Origin of the sequence: Staphylococcus sp. FSL W8-0774, from assembly GCF_038006785.1 — a bacterium.
Classification (GTDB): domain Bacteria; phylum Bacillota; class Bacilli; order Staphylococcales; family Staphylococcaceae; genus Staphylococcus; species Staphylococcus pasteuri.
The window spans coordinates 1,875,876-1,898,836 of sequence record NZ_JBBOVW010000001.1; the positions used below are offsets into that span (position 1 = coordinate 1,875,876).

Consider the following 22,961-nt stretch of genomic DNA (forward strand, 5'->3'; position numbering starts at 1 on the left):
CCTCTTTTTATACTATAATACCATGGCTGCTATCGTACCAAAAATAATCAATGGTATATTATAGAATAAAAAGTTTGGAATACATGTATCTCTAATATGGTCATGTTGTCCATCCATATTAAGTCCTGCTGTTGGACCTAAAGTTGAATCACTAGCTGGTGAACCTGAATCACCTAATGCACTAGCTGTACCTATCAATGCAATTAAAGCCATTGTATCTAAACCAATTGATGAACCAAATGGAATAAATAATGAAGCAATAATTGGTATCGTCGCAAATGATGAACCGATACCTAGCGTAACGATTAAGCCTATAATATACATAATTACTATACTTAGTAATTTATGATCTCCTGTAATACTTGTTAAACTTTTTACTAAGTTATCTATATCTCCAGTAGCATTCATGACACCAGCAAAACCATTAGCCGTCAATATTACAACACCAATATATGCCATAATTTTGATACCATCTACAAATTGTTCGTCTAATTCGTGCCAACTATATGCACGTGAAATGAAGAATACAAGAACACCTGCTAAAGCACCAAAAATCATTGAATCTGTTAATGTTTGAACAATAAAAGTTGCTAAAATCGCAATGATAGTAACAACTAAAATATATGGTTTTACTTCAGTTACGGTTGCTCTATCATTAATATTTCGCTCTTCATATTTTCTTGGTTTGCGGTAAACAATTAAACCTAAAATTAAACCAACGATATAGCCCATTGAAGGAATTATCATCGCTTTCCAAATCATATTAAACTCGATAGGATGGTGTGCTTTTTGAAAACCACTTTGAATAATTTGATGATATATTTGACCAAAACCATAAGGTATTAAAACATAAGGCCAACATAATCCAAATCCAATGACTAAACCAATGACTCTTCTATCAATATTTAAATCATTGAATAAACTTAATAATGGTGGGATAACAATTGGAATAAATGCAATATGTACAGGTATTAAATTCTGACTCATAATACTCATTGCTAGTAACGCAACGATAATAATTATTTTTACTTTAATTCTTGAAAGTCGACTATTTTCAGAGTGAATTGCATTAATTATTTTTCCAACTAAATAGTCTGTAATACCACTATAGGAAATTAATGCAGCAAATCCTCCTAATAATGAGTAGCTCAATGCGACTTCAGCACCGTCAACAATATTCTTCCCAAATATACTTATAACTTTTTCAACACTCATACCAGACAGTATGCCGCCAACAAGTGCACTAATAAATAAACTTATAACGACATTCAATCTACACAAGCATAAGATAATCATTAATATAACAGCTATAACTACTGCATTTACCATAAGCAAAACCATCCTTTATCACTCTATCGAACTAAAGCGTTTATGGATAATATCATAGCAATTCAATAATATAAAGTCAATATAAAAATAAAACCAATTGCATATTATAATTAACAACAAGAAAGGAGGTTCAAACCTCCTCCCTTAATAAACTAATTCATTGTTTTCAACCATTCTATAATAGTAGGAATCATATAACCGGTTGGTCCCTTTGGTCCTTTATAAGACATTTTATTTATAGTAGCTGGTCCTGCGATATCAAAATGCATATGCGGAATTGATCCACTAAAATGACTAATAAAGGATGCTGCAAATAAAGCTTTTCCTTGTCCATTCGTATGATTAACTAAATCAGCTACGTCGCTATTTTTTATTAATTGTCTTTCAGTTTGAGTAATAGGCAGCTCAAATACTTGTTCATCAACATTTTTAGCCAATTTTAAAATTTCTTGTAGCTGATTAGAAGCATGTGATTCAAATGCAGCAGCTTTATCTTCACCTAAGGCTACAATAGCTGCACCTGTTAATGTTGCAAAATCTAATATAACTTGTGGCTTAAATTGGGTAGCAAAGGCTACAGCATCACCCAATACTAGTCGCCCTTCTGCATCGGTATTTAGAACTTCAACGGTTTCACCATTAAACGCTGTGTATACATCATCAGGTTTCATAGCTTTTTCATTTATCATGTTTTCAGCTGAAGCAATTACACCAATAATATTGATAGGAAGTGCTAATTGATGAGCAACCTTTATCATTGCAACAACATTAGCTGCACCACACATATCGTATTTCATTGTTTGCATGCCTGTTTTACTTTTAATGCTATAACCACCGGAATCATAAGTAATTCCTTTACCAACTAATGCGATTGGATCTGCATCATCTTGACGACCTTGATAACTTAACGTAATGAGTCTTGGACTATGAATAGAACCTTTTCCTACTGCATGTAATAATCCAAATCCTTCATCTTGTATAGTTTGTCCATCTTTAATCTCAACACTAACTGACGTATCTTTAAATAGCTTATCTACACTTTCGGCAAAATATTGTGGAGTTAAAATATTAGGTGGTATTTGGCTAAAGCCACGTGCTATATTAATTGATTCACCTAAAATTTTACCTTCTTTTATCATTGATTCTATGTCTTCATGTCTTTGATTTACGCTTATATATAAATTAGGTTGATATGGTGAGCGTTTATCAGATCTATAATTATCAAATTGATAAATAGATTGTTCACTTTGTAATCCCAGTGTTTTAGCTATAATACTGTCATTAATATACTTATTTAAAAATGATGATAATATTAACTCCGCTTCAGTAATAAATTCTTGTTTTAAATATTGAAATAAATTTCCCCATATTTTTAAAAAATCCGCATAATTCAATTGTTTGATATTACCTAAGCCTACTGTTATTAATCTTTTAGGTTGTTCTTGAATATATATGATTGAAGTCGCAATTTTTCCAATGCCACCTTGGATAATATGATTTTGCTTTAATGTTTGTAAATCTTCAATTAATGATTGACCATTATAATTTATATTTTCTAATTGATTTATATGTTCAGGGATGCCAACGATAATATTATGTATATCGTTGTGCGCTGTCGAATTAACGTGAATTTTCATAAGTGCGTCCTCCTTATTTATATTAATTCATTTATAAATCATTTTATATCATTTCAAAATATAAAAAATGATTATTATTGAAATGACTATTGAGTATTTTACTTACAAATCATCTTTTCTTAATAAGCATACAAAAAAGCCTCCAAACTATTAAGTAAGGAGGCTTACATTATTATAAAAAGTTAGAATTTACCTTTTTTGAATGCTAGACCTATGCCACCGATTTTGAATACGGCACGAGTGTCGATAACTTTTTTCATGAACGCTGCTTTTTTACCAGTAATATCTTTACCGTAAACAATACCTACACCGTCATGTGAACCTAATGAACATACTGTACCACGGTCAACATATTCAAATTCTTCTTTAGCTTCACCATTTAAGATATGTTTGATGTTTTTAGCAACATGTTCACCTTGTTGCATTGCAATTTGTGCTGTTGTTGGTAATGGACGTTCTTCACCAGCAGGAACGAATGCAGAACAGTCACCAATAACAAAGATATCGTCATGACCTGCAATTGTAAGATCTTGGTTAGTAACAATACGACCACGTTTAACGCCTTCGAAAGATTCTTCCATTAAGTGGCTTCCACGTACACCTGCAGCCCAAACTGAAGTGCCTGCTTCTAATTGTTGTTTTTCACCATTGATTTCAACAACAAATCCTTTTTCATTACATGCAACGATTGGTGTAGCGATTTTGAATTCAACGCCACGGTTTTCTAAGTAGTTTACTGCATGATTAACTAAGTCATCTGAGAACATTGGTAACATTTTAGGTGCCGCTTCAACACAAGTTACTTTAACTTTGCTTTGATCGATACCATATTTACTACATAATTCAGGGATTCTGTCAGTTAATTCACCTAAGAATTCGATTCCAGTGAATCCTGCACCACCAACTAAGATTGATAAATCATTTTCATCTTTCTCTTTAGAAGCTGCATAATTAGCAAATTTATCTTCGATATGACGAGATAATTGACGTGTAGTTAAAACGTTTTCGATTTGGAAAGCGTAATCTTTCATACCATCAATACCAAATGTTTCACTAACAAATCCTAATGCTACAACTAAAATGTCGAAGTCATAGATACCTTTGTCAGTTTCTACTTTTTTAGCATTACGGTCAATTTTAGTAACTTCTGCTTTTACAAAGTTAACTTTGTCTTTTTTCAATACACTTTCAACTGGGTATAATAAATCTTCATAATTAATTGTACCTGCTGAAGCTTCATGTAACCAAGTTGCTTCGTAGTGATAATCATTTTTGTTGATTAAAGTAATTTCTGCTTCTTCTGCAGAAACTTCTTTTTGTAATTTAGTAACAGCTTGTAAACCTGCATAACCTGCACCTAAAACTAATACTTTTTTACGTTCTTGAGCCATTATTTTCACCTAAGCTTTCATAATATTTTAACTCTAGTGTAGCATAACTAAAAATGATTAAACTTAAATAAGTAACACATTTTAAAACTACGACACACAATAATTATTACGTCTTTTTCATCAAGCTATTTCTCGTGAAGTTCACAGAAAAGACAATATTAAATCCAAGTTTAATTCTATAGCTTTTGTACAATATTTTCAAGCGACAATAGTGCACTTTGTGAAAAATTTAATTTATTAAATTAATTGCTGTATATCGCTTTAACAATCTTCCGGGTTTCCTGCAACTTTAGCTGTTCTAAATGAACTACCACAACCGCATGAAGCAATAGCGTTTGGATTATCAATTTGGAAACCGCCGCCCATTAATGATTGCTTAAAATCGATTGTCGTACCATTTAATACTGGGGCATCATGTTTATCTACTAACACTTTTAAACCAAAGAATTCTAATATTTCATCATTTTCGCCTGGTTCAGCTTCTGCTGACATGCCATATGTTAAACCCGTACATCCGCCACCATTAACTTTAATTTTTAAATAGCCATCGGGCATATCATTACTTTGTAACATATCTTTAACTTCATAAGCTGCTGCTTCAGTTAATATAACTGTTTGCATAATCATAACCTCCTATAATAAGTTCGTGAAATCATTTTCTTCTATATGTTTATATATATTATTTAACAAATCGTCCGGTGTATCTCCTTCAACAATATCACCATCGACAAGTGCGTACAAGCCGTCGGAACATATACCGCAGTTTTGTAAACATCCATATTCTAAAACATCTATATCAGGATCATTTTCTAATTTTTCATAAACTACATCCCCACCTTTAGCCATATTGGAAATGCAGAATTCAACTAACGGAAACATACGACACCCTCTCTAAAATAATAGTTATAATATTATAACAAACTACCAGTTGTTATGACTATCTTTGAGCTTAAAATGTTAAAAATAGAAATTTTTACAAATAAAACAATATATTCAATTTCATTCGATATATGTTTGTAGTCAATTTGAAAAACCGATATAATAATCATATAAATACATAGTCTTATAAATAAGATGTTAAGGGGTTATTCTTTTCATCATTTTAAGGGGCATAATTGCATAAAATGACATTAAATAAGTGTCTTTCTAAATCAATTGCACACTTATTTATAACAAGATTTTTAGGATAAAGGGGTATACTAAAATGAAAAATATTGTTTTATTAGGTGGGGGTTACGGTAATATGCGCATCATGTCTCGTATATTGCCTAATTCATTACCAGATGGTTATAGGTTAACATTAATCGATCGTATGCCATTTCATGGCTTAAAACCTGAATTTTATGCACTAGCTGCTGGAACAAAATCTGACAAAGATGTTCGTATGGAATTTCCTGGAGATTCTAAAATGAATACTGTCTATGGGGAAATTAATGAGATTAATTTAGATGAACAAATTATTTCAGTAGGTAATTCAAAAGTCGATTATGATGAGTTAGTGATTGGTTTAGGTTGTGAAGATAAATATCACAACGTTCCAGGTGCTGATACATACACACATAGTATTCAGACACTATCAAAGGCTCGCGAAACATTCCATAGTATTAGTGAATTACCTAATGGGGCTAAAGTTGCTATTGTCGGTGCTGGTTTAAGCGGCATTGAGTTAGCAAGTGAGCTAAGGGAAAGCCGTGTTGATTTGGAAATTTTATTATACGATAGAGGGTCTCGAATCCTAAGAAACTTCCCAGAAAAATTAAGTAATTATATTGCAAAATGGTTCTCTAAACATAATGTAACAGTTGTACCTAACTCAGTTATTGATAAAGTTGAACCAGGTAAAATATATAATAATGGTGTTCCTGAAGATGTAGATTTAGTTGTGTGGACAGCAGGTATTCAACCAGTTGAAGTTGTTAGAAATTTACCAATTGATATTAACAATAATGGTCGTGTTATTTTAAATCAGTATCATCAAATTCCAACATACAAAAACGTTTATGTAGTTGGGGATTGTGCAGATTTACCGCATGCACCAAGTGCTCAATTAGCAGAGTTACAAGGTGAACAAATTGCTGATGTCATGAAAAAACAATGGAATAATGAGCCATTACCTGAAAAAATGCCAGAACTTAAAGTTCAAGGCTTCTTAGGTTCACTTGGTGATAAACAAGGATTCGCTTATATCATGGATCGTACCGTTACAGGTAGACTTGCTTCCATCCTTAAATCAGGCGTACTTTGGTTATATAAATATCATAATGGTTAAAAATATAAATTAAGACAGCCTGGGACATAAATCAATGTCTCAGGCTAAAATTTTATATTGGCAGTAGTTGACTGATTTGAAAATGCACTTGTATCAAGCTTTTTTCAATTCTAGTCAACCTTGCCGGGGTGGGACAACGAAATAAATTTTGGAAAAATGTTATTTCTGTCCCACTCCCTCTTTTTCTATAGATAAAAATTAGACATTTTAATATTTAAAAATGTTGCTCCACAAATTGTGTTATTTGTTTCGTTTGAATATATCCATCTGCCACATACTCATCGTTCATAGTAATTAATGGATAAAATAATTCATCTTCTTGAATACGTTCAATAAATTGTTGATCATGATCTGTTAAATTTTCTGTATCTTTTTCAATATCGATATATGTAAATTCAAATTGATGTTGTGGAAATTTTCGCTTAAGTAATGGTTGTAACCAATCGAATGTATCTTTTGATGTCGGTGCATTAACACAACTCGCACATACAATATCTGCCCCATAAACAACAACACTTATTTTAGTCATTGAAATCCCTCGTTTTGATTTATAGATTTTTCGTTCTTAATCTATTATAATGTACTAATAATGATAATGAAATAATATACTTGAAAGGAGACATATCTCATGCCTACTGAGAATGCGACAATGTTTGATCAAGTAGCTGAAGTTATAGAACGTTTACGTCCATTTTTATTACGTGATGGCGGCGACTGTACATTAGTTGACGTTGAAGACGGAATTGTTAAATTACAACTACATGGTGCTTGTGGTACATGCCCAAGTTCTACAATTACTTTAAAAGCTGGTATTGAACGTGCTTTACACGAAGAAGTACCTGGTGTTATCGAAGTTGAACAAGTATTCTAATTTGTTTACAAGTAATTATTTACTTTGTTTTACAAATTATGAAAATCTTCATATATTATAGATATTTAAGACATAGTAACCACTCAGATGGATTGAATTCAATCATTTGAGTGGTATTTTTATGTCTCTGAAATTTTGGATTTGTTTTATTTTTATTAAAGTTAATAAAATCATTCTTTTTTCGTTTCATCATTATAATATTGGCATTCGAATAGATCTATGATGGCTTTTAAATTATTGTCCACGTATTTATCTTTGTGCTTAGTAAGGTAGAAATTACGAAACACGTCTAACTCGATAGAAGCAAGCACTTCTTTTGGTTCTTTTTCTAATACTGATTTAGAAATTACTGTAAATCCCTTACCTGCTTTTACCATATCTACTATCACTTGATTTGAATTAATTTCCACCAAATAAGGATGCAATTCTAATCTAGTTAATCCAATTTCCTGATACACCCTTGTTCCAGATCCTTGTTCTCTCACATAACATACTTGATTCTTATCAAAGCCTATTTGCCTATTATAAATTAAAACCATTTCATCTTGGGAAATACATGCTAAATCAAGTGTGTTATCTTGAATTTCACGTTCAATAATGCCAATATCAACAATATTATGTTTTACATTATCTATGACCGTATCTGAATTCATTAAATAAGCATTAACATGTAAGTCTGGATATTCATTAGCAACTTTAATTAATTTTTCAGATAAATATTGTTCGCCGTATGTGTAACTACTACCTATCGATATTGATCCAGCAATAATATTAAGGTCATTTTTTAGATCATGCCATAACTCTTGTTCAATATTTTCACGTTGCAACGCATAACGTAGAATCTTTTCTCCATCTGATGTTAAACATATTGTTGGCCGAGTAAACTCAAAAATTTTAACATTATATCTTGCTTCTAATCTTTTAATATCTCGACTAATCGATGGTTGAGATGTATATAGATTCTCGGCCGCTTTAGTAAAATTAGCTGTTTTGACCACTTCTATTAATACTTTGTAAGGATCCATGTACTTTCTCCTTGTTCTATACTCATTTATATTTTTAATATGATTATAACAAATTTGATATAGATAGTATGTTAAATATTTATTTAACGATATAATTATGTAATGCTAAACTTTTCGTAAAGGAGGAACATGTCATGAATAAAATTAAGGATAAGCACTTTATTATAGGTATCTTATTTACATTTATCATCGCAATCATAAGTCTTGTATTATCTAAATTACCTGTCCTTAGTCAAATTGGCGGTTTATCAATCGCAATTCTTATTGCTATACTTTATCGACATTTCAAAGGATATCCAGAAGATTATAAAAGTGGAATAACATTTTCATCTAAATACTTATTAAAAATTGCGATTGTCTTTTATGGTCTCAAATTAAATATCGATGAAATATTAGGACATGGTGGTCAATTATTATTAATGGATGCGTGCGTTATTGTTTTCAGTATCCTATTCACCTATTTTATTAGTCGCATAGTAAAAGCAGATACTTCAATAACAACATTATTAGGCGTTGGTACTGGTATCTGTGGTGCAGCCGCTATCGCAGCAATAGCACCAATTATAAAATCAAGAGACAAAGATACAGCTATTAGTGTCGGCATCATTGCATTAGTAGGGACTGTCTTCTCATTAATTTATACATTTATTTATTCAATCATTCATATCTCCCCTGTACATTTTGGTATTTGGTCTGGAACTAGCCTTCATGAAATTGCACAAGTTGTTTTGGCTGGTAATTATGCTGGGGTAGAATCTCTTAAAATAGCTTTATTAGCAAAATTAGGACGTGTATTTTTATTAATTCCAGTTATATTAATATTTATTTTTATTGTGAAATTTAAGAATAAAAATGATAAACAAGCACACCATATTGATTTTCCGTATTTTTTAATTGGATTTATATTAATGGCATTAATCAATACATATATTCCTATCCCTCACGCATTATTAAAAATAATAGAGGTAGTAACTAATATTTTCTTATTAATGGCAATGGTTGCATTAGGATTAAATGTATCATTCAAAGATTTAAAATCAAAAGCTTTAAAACCGTTATTCATAATTATTTTTGTATCTATTTGTTTATCAATTATAAGCTATTTTATTTCTACTTCTTTATTCTAAAAAATACGCCTTTCAAGTATACTTCGATGAACTATTTGTCATCTTAGATTCTTGAAAGGCGTTAATTATTAATTTGATTCTTTTTGTTTGTGTTTGTCTTTATCAACTTGAGGTTGTTTTTTGTCATTCATATGTTTGGCAATTTGTTGATCTACATAGACCCAACCTTTCCAACCAATATGAACCGCGTCACTAATGACATATTTTTCATAATCTTTATCAGTCATATCGTATATTTTACCGCCATTATCAACGACAGTTGAATGAATTTTTTTGTACACTGCTTGGCGTCTATCACTATCGATACCAATATGATCATACCATTTACCATTTGATGGGATACTTACATATTGTACATCTGCGCCAGCTTTATTCATTGTTTGAACAAGTAATTTTAAATCTTGGAACTCTGGAGAATTAACGTTAAATTCATAATCACGATTTATTTTACGTTTATTTTCTTTGATCAGTTTCCAATATGGGTCTCTAATATGATAATCATTAGTTTTGGTATTATTTTTACCAATTACTTCTGCTTTGTCTTTCATTTGGCCCCATGATGCTTTTTCATCAGTTGCAGGTTTAACATGAGATAAAGGTGGTTTAGTGATAGAGAATAATGATTTAATTGCTTCAATCTTAATTAATTGATTTTCTTTAAATGCTGAAATATAGTGACCTGATACATTATGTGGATCTTTAGCAACTTTTCTTAAATACGCTTTGTTATGTACATGCGGGAATTGCAATAAACGTTTGGCATAACGTTGTTTCAATTCAGCAGGCATATTTTTTTGATTAAACATCGTGTTAATTTGATTTTGAGACATACGAGCATCAAAGTTTTGGTTTGTTAATCCATGATTAGTAAACCATTGTGGTGAGATAATAAAAGTTAATTTTTTACCTTTTAAATTATCATACTGAGATGCAAGTTCTACTGCATTAATTAAATCTGTTGACCCACCAGTGCCTAGTAAAAATACTGGTTTATCTGAATTGTGCTTATTTAACGCAATTGCTGGATTAAATGGATCATCTTTACCTAATTCACTTGAACCATAAACTGGATAATATTTATCCGACTTATATAGTTGATTTTGAATGAGCGTGCCTTTTAATACTTGATCTGTTAATGAAATTCTATTATTAGCAAGCGTTTTATCATTAATTAGCCCTGTAAATAATTGTGCGGGTAACAGAACAAATATAATAAATATAACGCCGCTAATTAGAATGGGTAAAAAAGGTTTTAATTTCATCGTAGTTCTTCTAATGCTTCCACAATTTTATTTGGTGTAGCCCACTCATCACGATCAAAGTCCATAATAGAAACTTCGATATCTAATTTATTTTGAATTTCTAATAATAAACCTACTGTTTGGAAAGAATCAATAATACCTTCTTCGAAAATTTCTACATCTGGATTTTCTTTTACAATATCGTTTTCTGCAACCTCTGCTAATAAGTCTAATACTTGTTCTCTAAATTCCATAATTAATTACTCCTTTATTAAATAAATTTACCTGAGAAAATTAAAAAGCCGAACGTTACAAAATGGAATGTGATGACAACGCTTAACGCGTTAGTCCATTTATTTTGCCAACGTGGAGGATGATTTTTTCTCCATTTTTCATAATAACCATAACCTATAAATAATGCTGCATGGTATAAGCCATAAATAATATAATAAACTTCTAATCCGTGCCAAACTCCCATGATAAAGAAATTAAGGAAGAAAGCCATGTTTGACATAGCCAATTGACTCTTAAACATCTTCTTACGAGACATATAAAATAATGATCTCATATAAATACAGTCTCTAAACCAAAATGATAAAGTCATATGCCATCTATTCCAGAAATCTTTAATATTTTTAGATTGGAAAGGTTTATTAAAGTTTGGTGGTGTTTTAATGCCATATAAATAACTGAGTGCTATAGCAAATAAACTATAACCTGCAAAATCAAAGAATAGATAGAAACTGTATGCATACATATATAACCACATGTGTGTAAATCCATGTAAATTCATTTGCAGTGGGTTAATCGCATATACTTGAATGAAGTAAGCGATAATATATTTATACAAGAAACCTAACATAATCATGTGAATTGCTTTTAACACTAATTCTCTATATTCCCCACCAGTAGGTACCTTTTTATCATCTTTAACAAAACGTTTATATCTATCAATTGGTCCAGATGAGATAGTTGGGAAGAATGAGATAAATTGAATTAATTTGCCAATTTTGATTTCTTTAATTGAACCATCTCTGATTTCCATGATTAGTTGAACACTCTTAAAAGTAACGTATGAAATACCTAAGAAACCAACAAATTCAATTAATTTACTTTCATGGAAATGAATTTGATGCCCACCTAACCATGTACTTTGTAATACTTTAACTAGTGCTAATGGCAATATTGACAGAACCATGATAATCACAAATTTTGAAAAAGTATTATTCTTTTGTCTAGATTTATAATAAAACATGATTAAACCAACTTGCCAAATAACATATATGATAAAACTGATTAATTGAACACTTAAATACTTTTGACCAAACAAATTATGTTTATCTGATGAAAATATCAGTATAACCATTATTGCTGTCGTAATACCGTTATATATATAGCTTCGCTTACCTAAAAAGCCAAGAATTATAACAGGAATTAGTACAATGAATGAAATTAAGAAGAATGTAAACGTGCCATAAGGTATCATCCGTTAACAACCTCTGCAATCTTCTTACGATCTAGTTTACCATTAGATGTAAGTGGTAATTGTTCCATCCAAACAAACTTTTGAGGAATCATATATTCTGGTAAGCGCGTTTTAAGTTCATCTTTGATGTTCTTTGTCATTTGTCTGTCATCTTCTACTTTTTCAGTTGCAACAACAGCTCCTATAAGATGAGTTACTTTGTCATTTTTATAAACAGGAACTACAATAGCTTCTCTAATTAGTTCAGAGTCTCGTAATTGTGATTCTATCTCTTCCAATTCCATACGGTAACCATTCAATTTGATTTGGAAGTCTATACGACCTTGAATAAACCATAAACCATCTTCTTCTTTAGCTTTATCTCCTGTGTGATATGTTCTCACTCTATCTTCAAAGTTAAACACGGCAGTTGTTTTTTCTTCATTTTTTAGGTAACCAACACTTACACTTTGACCTTGAATGACTAATTCACCTTCATCAGTTGTCGTTAATTTAGTGCCAGGTCTTGAAACGCCTACTGGAAGTGGATTATATTGCTTTAGAATCTCTGGCGTAATTTGTATACTAGTCACCGCTACAGTAGCTTCCGTAGGACCATAAGTATTATATATAACACCATTAGGGAATCTATCAACTAATGCTTTAGCTGTTCTGTGTCCAAGAATTTCTCCACAGAAGAAGAAATGATTTAAACTACCATATTGTTCTTCATTTAATGTTGGTAGTAATAAGCACATTTCAATAAATGATGGCGTAGAAACCCATATGTTAATCGGCGTAGCTAATAACATATCATTTAATAGTTTTGGTTTTTTAATCATGTCTTTATCAACAAGATTTAAAGTGCCACCAGAAACTAAACATGGGTAAATTGCCATAACTGATAAATCAAATGAAAATGGCGCTTGGTTCAACCATTCTTTCCCATTACCTAATTGATTCAATGAATTCATCCATTCAGCAAATTCAACAAGACTAGCGTATTCGATTTGAACACCTTTTGGCTCACCTGTAGAACCTGATGTGAAAATAGTATATACAACATCATTATCCTTCATTTGACTATCAAAAATAATTGAGTCTTGTGAATTAACAACATCTTCAATCGTAATCATCTGTACATGTTGATGATCTAATTCATAATCGGTTGTGTTAAAAATAAATTCTGGTTGAACTTTATCGATTATCATCTTCACTCGCTCTTCTGGTACAGATGTATCGATAGGCACATAGCCGCAACCTGCTTTAATCGCACCAATCATACCTACAATCATATAAGGCGACATATGACCAAATAAAATCATAGGTTGTTGACTGCCTTGTAATTGATGTGCAAGCTTACTAGAAACTTCATCTAATTGCTTATATGTTATTTCATCAGTCGTATGTCTAACTGCTACTACATCTGGTTGTTCTTTACTCAATTGACTGAGAATATTAATAATATCTGTCATAGTTTTCTCCCTCATTAAAATTCATTATAAATGAAGTTATTATGTGTATCTCCACTACCATATATTAAATATAAAGCGATAAATATTGCTAAATATAATAAAGTTAAAAGATACGGCTTCATTGCTAGGTAATATTTATTCGTAGGTTCCTTACCTTTAGTTTTCATTGGGCAACTCTCCTAAAATTTACTTATCATAAACCAAAGTTCTTAATCGTCTGTATTCAATGTAAATAATTTTAATATATAATAGCCGTTTTATATTTTGTTTTTACAATTCATTATACTCATGTTTCGAATAAAATTCAAAATTATTTTTAGCATAAAAATTTAAGTTAATTACTCCAAGTTGCGTAAGCTATAAATATAGTATGAGCATATTACTTATTGAATAATATTATTTTAAATCTTACGTTGTAATTAAACAATTACAGACGGTATAACAAAATTGTTAGATTGAGCTATTTTAAACATAATAAAAAGCCTATCTATTTAATTAAACTAAATAGATAAGCTTAAATTATAATTAAAACTATGAATTTACTGGGGTAATTGCAGGTTTATCATTTAATACTGCTTTAATATTATCCACGCATAATTGAATCATATCATTCCGTGTATTTTCAGATGCACTACCAATGTGTGGAAGAATCACAGCATTAGGCATTTTTAATAGTGGATGATCCATATCAATTGGTTCTTGTTCTAACACGTCTAAACCGCATGCTAATAACTGTCCTGTGTTTAAAGCATTTACTAAATCTTCTTCATTTACAACGGCACCTCTACCAATATTGATAAATATTGAATCAGATTTCATTTTTTCAAATGCGGATGCATTAAATTTATGTTTGGTTTCATCTGTTAAAGGTGCAGTACATACCACAAAGTCACTTTTTTCAAGTAATTCATCAAATGAAACCCATGTAGCACCCAATTCGTTTTCAGTCGCTTCTTGTCTTGAACGATTATGATAAAAAATTTTAGTATTAAAGCCTTTCAAACGTTTAGCAAAAGCCTTACCAATGTCTCCCATACCAAAAATACCAACAGTTGAACCATATACGTCTTTACCAGATAGTAAATATGGTCCCCAACTTTTCCATTGTCCTTCTTGAATATATTGTTCAGCTTCTACAATGCGACGAGCAGTTGCTAACATAAGTGTAAAACCTAATTCCGCAGTCGTTTCAGTTAAAACTTCTGGTGTATTAGTCACAGTGACACCTTTTTGTTTGGCAACATCAATATCTATATTATCGAAACCAACAGCCATATTGGCTACTACCTTTAAATTTGGTGCTTCATTTAAGCAGATTTCATCAATTTTTTCACTTAAAGTAACAAAACAAGCTGTTGCATCTTTGATAGATAATAAGAATTTTTCTCTAGGCATGGGTATAAATTCTTCATTCCATACTTCGACTTCTGCAATTTCTTCTAACTGTGCTATAAACTTTTGAGGAATTTGACGTGTTACAACAATTTTGCTCAATCTTTGAGCCCCTCTCACCAAGTTAATTTGTTAATTCAACAATTGTTTCATTTAAATCTTTAAAAGAATATGTTGGTGGAATATCTTTTGTCTGAATTTCTTCTAGTGTAGTCACACCTGTTTGAACATGAATAGTATCGATACCAACGTTTATACCAGACATAATATCTGTATCATACAAGTCTCCAACCATGGCCACTTCTTCTTTATTAAGTTGCAATAGTTCTAAAGATTTATTCATAATTATCGTTTCTGGTTTACCAATAAACTGTGGTTGTACTCCTGTAGATACTGATACCACACTTGTAATTGCACCATTACCTGGTAAGAAACCTCTTTCTTTTGGTATAGAAACATCAGGATTTGTTGAAATAAATGTTGCTCCTTTTCTGACAGCAAGTGTTGCTATAGCAAGCTTTTCATAAGTAACATTTTCATCAAGTCCGATAACAACATAATCAACATTTTCATCATTTTTAACTACTAGGCCCGCTTCAGTCAATGCAGAATGTAGACCTTCACCGCCTAACATATAGACAGATGCACCTGGAGATTGTTCAGAAATATAATCTGCTGTTGCTAAAGCTGATGTAACAATTTCATCAGGTGTTGCGTCGATATTCATTTCATGCAATTTATCTGCAACTTGATCTGGCGTCTTGGTAGAATTATTTGTTACATATAGATGTGGAATTTGATGTTCATTTAAATAATCGATAAATTGACTTGCACCATCAATTTCATCAGTTCCTTTATACATCGTCCCATCTAAATCTATTAAATATGCCTTGTATTGCTTCACTATTTGTTCTCTCCTTTGCCAAATGCAGTAATTGGAACATTTTCATTATTTAAAAATTGAATAACTTCATCAATAAATTGTTTGTAGTAAGGTATTGCTTGATCAAATAACGGTTCAATTTCATTAGTATCAAGTTGAATATAGTTATGTGCAAATTGCTTTCTTACATCTACAGTTTTATTAATATTTTCTTGAGTTTCTTTAGAAATAACATTTTCTAATTCTAAAATATCAATCACGTCTTTATAGTTACCTGGATCTCTTAGAATAAATCCATCAATAATCATATTTCCAATATCTACTGATGATTCAATTAACATTTGTGCGATTCTTTCAAAAGCATAATGATTATCTTTGTTTTGAGTATAATCCTCTGTTAATTGTCTTAAGTAATTTAGTTTTTCTGAAAGTTTATCTTTATCTACAAAATACATTTCCTAATCACCTCTTATTAACTTTATAATATCATAATTTTGCAGTACACTTCATTTCTCGTTATACTTAGGCGTAGTATATTTCGTTTAAAGGGGTTCTACAAATGATTGATATGTATTTATATGATGATGAAGAACAAAGCCAAGTTCAATTTGTTGGATTTGTTGGTGAACATAGTCGATATGACTTAATGCTCGTTCAAACAGACCGACATTATGGTAAAACTTTGGTATTGAATATGCAAACTAATAAATTTGGTATTATTGGATCTGATGATATTGAAGAAGAAGGTTATATCGCTCATATTTTAGGTGTATCTGAAGAAGAAGGCGATGAAATCATTGAATACCTTAATGAAGTGATTCAATAATAATTTTGATATAAATAAAAAGTAAATCTCCCTCCATGTACGTTAATGTATTTGAAGGGAGATTTTTTATATTTGTTATTATAAATTAAAATTGATAAATCACTTTTCAGTATCTTGGATAGTTGGTTGTATTTTGACATCATGTAATTTATCATCTTGATCAATAACGGTTAAGTCTTCTGCTTGTTGTTTCACTTCATTTTCTGATAAATGTTTAACTACAAAATAGGGACATCCAAAATTACAATATTCTAATAAATAATCTTGTATACTAGAGAATCTTTTACTAATTTCTGCTTTTTTATTAGTATCCTTAAAGAAACCTTTTAATCTTAATTGATCATAACCAAAATCTCCTACTACATAGTCATATTTATCTAAAATATCAGAGTATCTATTTGCGAATATTTCTTCATCAAAACAATCTCTATAATCTTCTATTAATTCAAAATACTGTTGCTCTACTTTTATCATAATTTCACCTAATCTATTTCACGATATATTATATCGCTATTTTAACAACACTATATATTTTCATTCAAATCTTTAAACTATTTAGTAAAAATAAGAACCACTTTATTTATTTTCATAAAAAAGTGGCTCTACAGATTGTATATTATTAACTATTTAATTGCTCTTCACCTTGACGTTGTCTTTCTTTGGCAGCTTCGTTAACTTGTTCATCTGCATGGTAAGAACTACGTACTAACGGTCCAGCTTGACAATGTTTGAAGCCTTTATCCATAGCTACTTTTCTCATTTTACCGAATTCTAATGGTGTGTAGTATTTTTCAACTTTTAAATGTTTACGAGATGGTTGTAAATATTGACCAATTGTTAAAATATCTACATCATTGGCACGTAAATCATCCATTGTTTCATAAATTTCTTCCATTGTTTCCCCTAAGCCAACCATTAAACTTGATTTTGTAGGAATATCTGGCTGTAATTCTTTAGAACGACGTAAGAATTCTAATGTTCTATCATAAGTTGCACGAGCACGAACTCTTGGTGTCAAACGACGAACTGTTTCAATATTATGATTTAAGATATCAGGTTTAGAAGCCATTAATGTTTCTAATGCTTCATAATCCCCACCCATGTCTGAAGGTAAAATTTCAATTGTAGTGAATGGGTTTCTTGCTCTAACTTTTCTAACTGTTTCAGCATAAACGTTTGAACCTGCATCACGTAAATCATCACGTGCAACTGCTGTAATAACAACGTGTTTTAAATTCATTAATTCAACTGATTCTGCTACACGTTCTGGTTCATTTAAATCTAATTCATTAGGTAAACCAGTTTTAACTGCACAGAAACGACATGCACGCGTACATACAGCACCTAAAATCATAAATGTAGCTGTACGTCTTTCTCCCCAACACTCATGTATATTTGGACACTTTGCTTCTTCGCAAACAGTGTGTAAATTCTTTTCACGCATCATTTTCTTAAGGCCAGTATAATTCTCGTTCGTGTTCAGCTTAATTTTCAACCAATCCGGTTTTCGTAGTATTTCCTCATTTTTAGTAGCCATAACAACGCATACCCTCCTGTTTAATCTCTCTTTATGTTATTATAACGAAATTAATCATAAAATAAAATCTAATCTACAGTTATTTTAAAATTGTAGTAACTTTTGTTCGAATATATCTCTTAAAAATTCTGGCATAATATATTCTGTTGGAAGTCCTTTTAACATTGGAAAATATCTACCAAACGTGTACATATCAACTGTACCTAATACGTATGATTGATTATCTTGAATTTCATTTCCATTTATAAAGTAGCGACCTTCTGATTCGATAAAACCTATGTTATATAATACATATCCTCCAAAGATATCCCCTCGAAATCCAAGACCTTGTGCATGTTCATGCATGTATTCTTGTTTCTGACTTTTAATAATTACTTTTTTTAATTCTTCACCTGTTAATTTAACTCTAACTACATTAATAGGATGAGGTAACATTTGATGAATATCAAATTCGGTAATTTCGTCAGAATCTAGTCCTTTAACTATTAAACCAGCATTTATAATTGTACAATCTGCATTCGTAAATTCATAGACACTTTCAGCTAATAAATAAGACGTTTTTGTGATAACATCTGTTTTATTTTCTAATTTGATAGGATGGTTGACTACTGGTTTACTCATTAATGCTTTGCCTTCACTATCAAAATCTGTTTCAACTTGAGGCAATTGTTCTAATGGATGCAAACAAGCCGTCTTACTAGTTACCTTTTTATCTTCAATATCTAAATTTACTTCACCTAAAAAATGTCCATATTTACCTGCTGCAGCCATTAATACTCCATTATTCATTTCTCCATGTTCAAAATAGTGATGCGTGTGACTTCCAAGTATTAAATCTATTTCAGGTATTTCCTGACATAATTTTTCATCAAAGAACACACCAACGTGGCTCATCACTATCAAAATATCATATTGATCTTTATGATCATTAATTTCATCTTTAATAGCTTCTAATGGATCAGTTACTACCCAATCTAATGCTCTATAAAACGGCGTAAATGGAGCTGTAGCAGCAACAAATAAAATTCGTACTCCGTTGATTTCCTTTATATAAGATGAAGACATGTGGTTAGGTAAATGTCCTTCTTCATCAAATAAATTTGCACAAATTACTTTAAATTGAGCATCGGTATATAAATTTTGTAAGGCTTCATGCGAAATGGTCATGCCTTCGTTGTTTCCAATTGTCGCAATATCACATTGCGCCTCATTAAGAAGTTCTATATTCTTTTTACCTAATGTAGCTTGGGTAATCGGTGCTGATAAATCAACATGATCACCTATATCTAAATATAGTGAGGGATGTTGAAGTTGGGAACGATGTTCTGCAATATAAGATTGGATACGTGCATATTCATTAAGATGACTATGAATATCATTTGTATGATAAATAGTTAACTTCACAGTACTTCCCCCTTTTCTATTTGTTTTGATAAGTCTATACGTAATCTATCGAGTAATAACTTTTATAGTAGATTATGCTATTAACAATTAATTTAAATAATTGATTTGATGATTAAGTAAGCACCTATTAATAACATCACTGTACGTAATAATGTTACCACTGTATCAGACTTGATTGAATGATTTACCTTAACACCTATTTTAGCACCTATATAACTTGAAATAATTAATACTATTGAATAATCCCAAGCAACATGTCCTTGTATAATATGTCCGATTGAACTCATGACACTTGAGAAAAATATCATCATCATACTTGTACCAACAGCAACATGTGGTGGAAATCTAAAAACAATTAACATTAACGGAGTCATTAATGCACCACCACCAATACCAAATAGTCCAGTAAGGATACCTATGAATAAAGTTGCGACAAATGCTATTAAAGGTGGAACACTATAATGATATGTTTTACCTTCTGCATCAATATAGGTCTTTTCATATTGTGGCTTATTAAAAACTTTAAAAGGTTTAATTTTGTTTCTTACTATTAATAAAATAGCAACCAAAATCATAAATATCCCAAAATAAAGGTTAAATGATTTTAATGTTAAAAACTGACTCAAAAAAGAACCTAATAATGAACCTGGTAATAAACCAAATAAAAAAATAGAGCCATTTTTAATATCTACTTGTTTAGTTTTTAAATATCCTAAAGAAGATGATAAACCTGTAACAATAAGTATAACCGAAGAAGTACCTATTGCTATTTGAGTAGTAATACCGTGTAAAATATTATGATCTACTCCTAAATAGACAAGTGTAGGAACAATAATGATTCCGCCACCAATACCTACAATTGAACCAATAATAGCAGATAGACCACCAATAATAATTAATAAAATAATTGTCAATAACATACTTGTTTCGCCTCTTAAAATAGTTTTAATTGTTGTGGTGCTAAACCTTCATAGTCAATGTCAAGCATATCTTGATATGTTTTTGCATTTTGTGCGGCATGACCACCTGAATTGTTATTAAAAACAACATAAACCTTTTTAGCTTTTTGTTCTAAAATTTTAACCTTTTGTGCTAAGTCATATAATTCTTGGTCATTATAATTATATAAGTATCTTACATCTCGCCATTCTTGATCTGTCATATCTTTTTTAGTCCAACCATGTACGTTCCTACCATGATATCTTACAAAAGCAATATCGCTAGTTATTCTATTTACTAATGGGATACTTCCATCTTTGACTTGTGGTTCATCAACAACAGCATGAATAATTTGATGTTCAGTCAAAAATGTTAATGTCTCTTCTTTAAATCTTTCATTAAACCAAGATTGATGTCTAAATTCAACACATATAGGAAAATCTTTTAATTGTTGTTTCACATATAAAATATATTTAATGTTTTGACTTGAACAATCGAACCAAGGTGGAAATTGCACCAAAACCATAGCTAATTTTTCATTTTCTTGTAATGGCTTTAACATTTCTTTAAACTTATCAAACAATTCTTGACGTGTTTCTGCAAAATCTCTAAAATCTGCATGCAATGTTAATGCTTGATGAATTTTAACTACAAATTGAAATCGTTTTGGTGTTTCATTTATCCATTTTTGAATATTTCTTTCTGGTTGAATTGCATAATAAGATGCATCTAGTTCAACTATTGGAAAGTGACTTGCATATGTTTTAAGTTTATCGGTTTTTCTCTCTAAATCTTCGTATAACGTATCATGATCTCTCCAACCAGTTAGACCTATATTTATCATTTATATCACCAAACTTATGATACCACAGAATAAATTCGCAATTCACTTTATCAATACGAAATTTACAGATTCTTATTAATTGGTGTACCATAATAAAATTACAATCGAAAATTAAATAGCCTGCGACAATGATGTATGTCTCAGGCTATAATCGGTAGAACAACCTAGCTTAACTTAACGTGTATATGTCACTAGACTTATAAAATCGTAGTGATATTTTATTTTAAGTTCTTTGCTATTAGGTTTATTTGATTAATTATACGATCCATTAATTCTTCTGCTTTTTGTTTTTTAGCTAGACGTGGTGATTGTCCACTCCATATATGAGTTAATTCACTTTCGCCTTGCTGTACTGCAGTTTTACGAATTTGATTTGTCAGTTGATTTTGTATTGGATATTCAGGAATTTCACCTTGATATTGACTCATTTCTTTAACGAATTGATTATTAATACCACGTGCATTTTTACCGCTAAACACATTGGTTACGATGGTATCTGTTTCTTTACTATTTAATATGGCTTCTTTTAGTAAATCATTAGCTCCGCTTTCATTAGAAGTTAAGAAGGCCGTACCCATTTGTGCACCTTGAGCACCTAACATAATACTTGCTAATAGACCTCTTTCATCCATTATACCTCCTGCAGCAACTACAGGTATCGACACGTGATCAACAACTTGAGGTACCAATGACATCGTTCCAATCATTGGCTCTTCACTATCCCCTAAACGTAAAAATGATCCTCGATGTCCTCCCGCTTCACTACCTTGGGCTATAACAATATCCATACCAGCTTTTTCATTTTCTATAGCTTCTTCTACTGTTGTAGCTGTACCAATTAATATTACATTATTTTCTTTTAGTTTCTCGATAATTTGATGATCAGGAATTCCAAAGGTAAAGCTACATACTGGAACTTTATATTCAATAACTTTATTTACAGCATCTTTAAATTTTTGGCTTTCCTCAATATTAACCACAGGTTCTTCTAAATGAAACGCTCTTCTATATGGTTTCAACCATGCATTCATATGTTCAATTTGGTCTGGGTTGACACCTGTGTTTTCTTTAGGTACAAATAGATTCACACCAAATGGTTGTTTTGTTAATGATTTAACTGTTTGAATTTCACTTTCTAACTTTTCAATAATAAAATAACCCGCACCAATCGTTCCTAATCCACCTTTTTCACTAACAGTTGCTACTAAAGATGGGGTCGTACTACCTGCCATACCAGCTTGAATAATAGGATATTGAATCTGTAATGTTCTCGTTAATTGATTATTATTCCACATTTGATTCACCA

Annotated in this window: 25 protein-coding genes; 4 read left to right on the forward strand and 21 right to left on the reverse strand. The window is 30.9% G+C overall.

The window, feature by feature from the left end; translation table 11 throughout:
• Positions 1 to 12: 12 nt before the first annotated feature.
• From NSQ15_RS09080 to NSQ15_RS09100, 5 genes are all read right to left on the reverse strand, one after another.
• Positions 13 to 1,329, reverse strand: a complete 1,317-nt coding sequence (locus NSQ15_RS09080; RefSeq protein WP_029055597.1) for a Na+/H+ antiporter family protein — start codon at positions 1,327 to 1,329, stop codon at positions 13 to 15.
• A gap of 152 nt (positions 1,330 to 1,481) precedes the next feature.
• On the reverse strand, positions 1,482 to 2,966 hold the full coding sequence (locus NSQ15_RS09085; protein ID WP_070452339.1) for a M17 family metallopeptidase: 1,485 nt from the start codon (positions 2,964 to 2,966) through the stop codon (positions 1,482 to 1,484).
• Between the two features lie 182 nt (positions 2,967 to 3,148).
• On the reverse strand, positions 3,149 to 4,357 hold the full coding sequence (locus tag NSQ15_RS09090) for an NAD(P)/FAD-dependent oxidoreductase (protein ID WP_017637444.1): 1,209 nt from the start codon (positions 4,355 to 4,357) through the stop codon (positions 3,149 to 3,151).
• 261 nt (positions 4,358 to 4,618) lie between these two features.
• The gene (locus NSQ15_RS09095; protein ID WP_017637445.1) at positions 4,619 to 4,978 is read right to left on the reverse strand and encodes a HesB/IscA family protein; all 360 of its coding nucleotides are present in this window, start codon (positions 4,976 to 4,978) and stop codon (positions 4,619 to 4,621) included.
• A 12-nt stretch (positions 4,979 to 4,990) separates the two neighbouring features.
• Positions 4,991 to 5,236, reverse strand: a complete 246-nt coding sequence (locus NSQ15_RS09100) for a YuzB family protein (protein ID WP_017637446.1) — start codon at positions 5,234 to 5,236, stop codon at positions 4,991 to 4,993.
• 325 nt (positions 5,237 to 5,561) lie between these two features.
• On the opposite strand from NSQ15_RS09100, the gene NSQ15_RS09105 reads away from it, so the two are divergent.
• Positions 5,562 to 6,626, forward strand: coding sequence for an NAD(P)/FAD-dependent oxidoreductase (locus NSQ15_RS09105; protein WP_070452342.1), 1,065 nt, complete (start codon positions 5,562 to 5,564; stop codon positions 6,624 to 6,626).
• Positions 6,627 to 6,840: 214 nt separating this feature from the next.
• Here NSQ15_RS09105 and NSQ15_RS09110 read toward each other — a convergent pair whose 3' ends face one another.
• On the reverse strand, positions 6,841 to 7,155 hold the full coding sequence (locus tag NSQ15_RS09110; protein ID WP_046466500.1) for a YuzD family protein: 315 nt from the start codon (positions 7,153 to 7,155) through the stop codon (positions 6,841 to 6,843).
• A gap of 99 nt (positions 7,156 to 7,254) precedes the next feature.
• On the opposite strand from NSQ15_RS09110, the gene NSQ15_RS09115 reads away from it, so the two are divergent.
• Positions 7,255 to 7,497 (forward strand): NifU family protein, encoded by a 243-nt coding sequence (locus tag NSQ15_RS09115; RefSeq protein WP_002433501.1) that lies wholly within the window; start codon positions 7,255 to 7,257, stop codon positions 7,495 to 7,497.
• Between the two features lie 170 nt (positions 7,498 to 7,667).
• On the opposite strand, the gene NSQ15_RS09120 is transcribed toward NSQ15_RS09115, so the two are convergent.
• Positions 7,668 to 8,522, reverse strand: a complete 855-nt coding sequence (locus NSQ15_RS09120; RefSeq protein WP_046466499.1) for a LysR family transcriptional regulator — start codon at positions 8,520 to 8,522, stop codon at positions 7,668 to 7,670.
• Between the two features lie 134 nt (positions 8,523 to 8,656).
• Between NSQ15_RS09120 and NSQ15_RS09125 the strand changes: the two genes are divergently transcribed.
• The gene (locus NSQ15_RS09125; protein WP_017637450.1) at positions 8,657 to 9,649 is read left to right on the forward strand and encodes a YeiH family protein; all 993 of its coding nucleotides are present in this window, start codon (positions 8,657 to 8,659) and stop codon (positions 9,647 to 9,649) included.
• A gap of 68 nt (positions 9,650 to 9,717) precedes the next feature.
• Here NSQ15_RS09125 and dltD read toward each other — a convergent pair whose 3' ends face one another.
• The 8 genes from dltD to NSQ15_RS09165 all read right to left on the reverse strand — a co-directional run bounded on the left by dltD (position 9,718) and on the right by NSQ15_RS09165 (position 16,560).
• On the reverse strand, positions 9,718 to 10,911 hold the full coding sequence (gene dltD / locus NSQ15_RS09130) for a D-alanyl-lipoteichoic acid biosynthesis protein DltD (protein ID WP_029055600.1): 1,194 nt from the start codon (positions 10,909 to 10,911) through the stop codon (positions 9,718 to 9,720).
• Positions 10,908 to 11,144, reverse strand: coding sequence for a D-alanine--poly(phosphoribitol) ligase subunit 2 (gene dltC, locus NSQ15_RS09135; RefSeq protein ID WP_017637452.1), 237 nt, complete (start codon positions 11,142 to 11,144; stop codon positions 10,908 to 10,910). Before dltC ends, dltD begins: the two co-directional genes overlap by 4 nt.
• A 17-nt stretch (positions 11,145 to 11,161) precedes the next feature.
• Complete coding sequence (gene dltB / locus NSQ15_RS09140; protein WP_046466497.1) at positions 11,162 to 12,376, reverse strand: D-alanyl-lipoteichoic acid biosynthesis protein DltB; 1,215 nt, start codon at positions 12,374 to 12,376, stop codon at positions 11,162 to 11,164.
• Positions 12,373 to 13,830, reverse strand: coding sequence for a D-alanine--poly(phosphoribitol) ligase subunit DltA (gene dltA / locus NSQ15_RS09145; protein ID WP_340747115.1), 1,458 nt, complete (start codon positions 13,828 to 13,830; stop codon positions 12,373 to 12,375). The genes dltB and dltA overlap by 4 nt, the downstream gene beginning before the upstream one ends.
• Before the next feature lie 14 nt (positions 13,831 to 13,844).
• Positions 13,845 to 13,997 (reverse strand): teichoic acid D-Ala incorporation-associated protein DltX, encoded by a 153-nt coding sequence (locus NSQ15_RS09150; RefSeq protein ID WP_017637455.1) that lies wholly within the window; start codon positions 13,995 to 13,997, stop codon positions 13,845 to 13,847.
• A gap of 364 nt (positions 13,998 to 14,361) precedes the next feature.
• Complete coding sequence (locus tag NSQ15_RS09155) at positions 14,362 to 15,324, reverse strand: 2-hydroxyacid dehydrogenase (RefSeq protein ID WP_154835882.1); 963 nt, start codon at positions 15,322 to 15,324, stop codon at positions 14,362 to 14,364.
• Between the two features lie 22 nt (positions 15,325 to 15,346).
• Complete coding sequence (locus NSQ15_RS09160) at positions 15,347 to 16,126, reverse strand: TIGR01457 family HAD-type hydrolase (protein ID WP_017637457.1); 780 nt, start codon at positions 16,124 to 16,126, stop codon at positions 15,347 to 15,349.
• On the reverse strand, positions 16,126 to 16,560 hold the full coding sequence (locus tag NSQ15_RS09165; RefSeq protein ID WP_017637458.1) for a DUF86 domain-containing protein: 435 nt from the start codon (positions 16,558 to 16,560) through the stop codon (positions 16,126 to 16,128). The genes NSQ15_RS09160 and NSQ15_RS09165 overlap by 1 nt, the downstream gene beginning before the upstream one ends.
• A 104-nt stretch (positions 16,561 to 16,664) precedes the next feature.
• Here NSQ15_RS09165 and NSQ15_RS09170 point away from each other — a divergent pair, with 104 nt between their 5' ends.
• Positions 16,665 to 16,931 (forward strand): DUF3055 domain-containing protein, encoded by a 267-nt coding sequence (locus NSQ15_RS09170; RefSeq protein WP_017637459.1) that lies wholly within the window; start codon positions 16,665 to 16,667, stop codon positions 16,929 to 16,931.
• Between the two features lie 99 nt (positions 16,932 to 17,030).
• Here NSQ15_RS09170 and NSQ15_RS09175 read toward each other — a convergent pair whose 3' ends face one another.
• From NSQ15_RS09175 to NSQ15_RS09200, 6 genes are all read right to left on the reverse strand, one after another.
• Positions 17,031 to 17,405: a YutD family protein gene (locus NSQ15_RS09175; protein ID WP_017637460.1), complete on the reverse strand. Its 375-nt coding sequence runs from the start codon at positions 17,403 to 17,405 to the stop codon at positions 17,031 to 17,033.
• Between the two features lie 145 nt (positions 17,406 to 17,550).
• Positions 17,551 to 18,468 carry a lipoyl synthase gene (gene lipA, locus NSQ15_RS09180; RefSeq protein ID WP_017637461.1) on the reverse strand — a complete coding sequence of 306 codons (918 nt, stop codon included), beginning with the start codon at positions 18,466 to 18,468 and terminating at the stop codon, positions 17,551 to 17,553.
• Between the two features lie 84 nt (positions 18,469 to 18,552).
• A complete protein-coding gene (locus NSQ15_RS09185) occupies positions 18,553 to 19,872 on the reverse strand; it encodes a bifunctional metallophosphatase/5'-nucleotidase (RefSeq protein WP_070452360.1) in 1,320 nt (439 codons plus the stop codon).
• Positions 19,873 to 19,964: 92 nt separating this feature from the next.
• Positions 19,965 to 20,792, reverse strand: coding sequence for a sulfite exporter TauE/SafE family protein (locus tag NSQ15_RS09190; RefSeq protein WP_017637462.1), 828 nt, complete (start codon positions 20,790 to 20,792; stop codon positions 19,965 to 19,967).
• Between the two features lie 14 nt (positions 20,793 to 20,806).
• The gene (locus tag NSQ15_RS09195) at positions 20,807 to 21,655 is read right to left on the reverse strand and encodes a DUF72 domain-containing protein (RefSeq protein ID WP_340747116.1); all 849 of its coding nucleotides are present in this window, start codon (positions 21,653 to 21,655) and stop codon (positions 20,807 to 20,809) included.
• Between the two features lie 218 nt (positions 21,656 to 21,873).
• Positions 21,874 to 22,950, reverse strand: coding sequence for an NAD(P)H-dependent flavin oxidoreductase (locus tag NSQ15_RS09200; protein WP_340747117.1), 1,077 nt, complete (start codon positions 22,948 to 22,950; stop codon positions 21,874 to 21,876).
• Positions 22,951 to 22,961 lie beyond the last annotated feature (11 nt).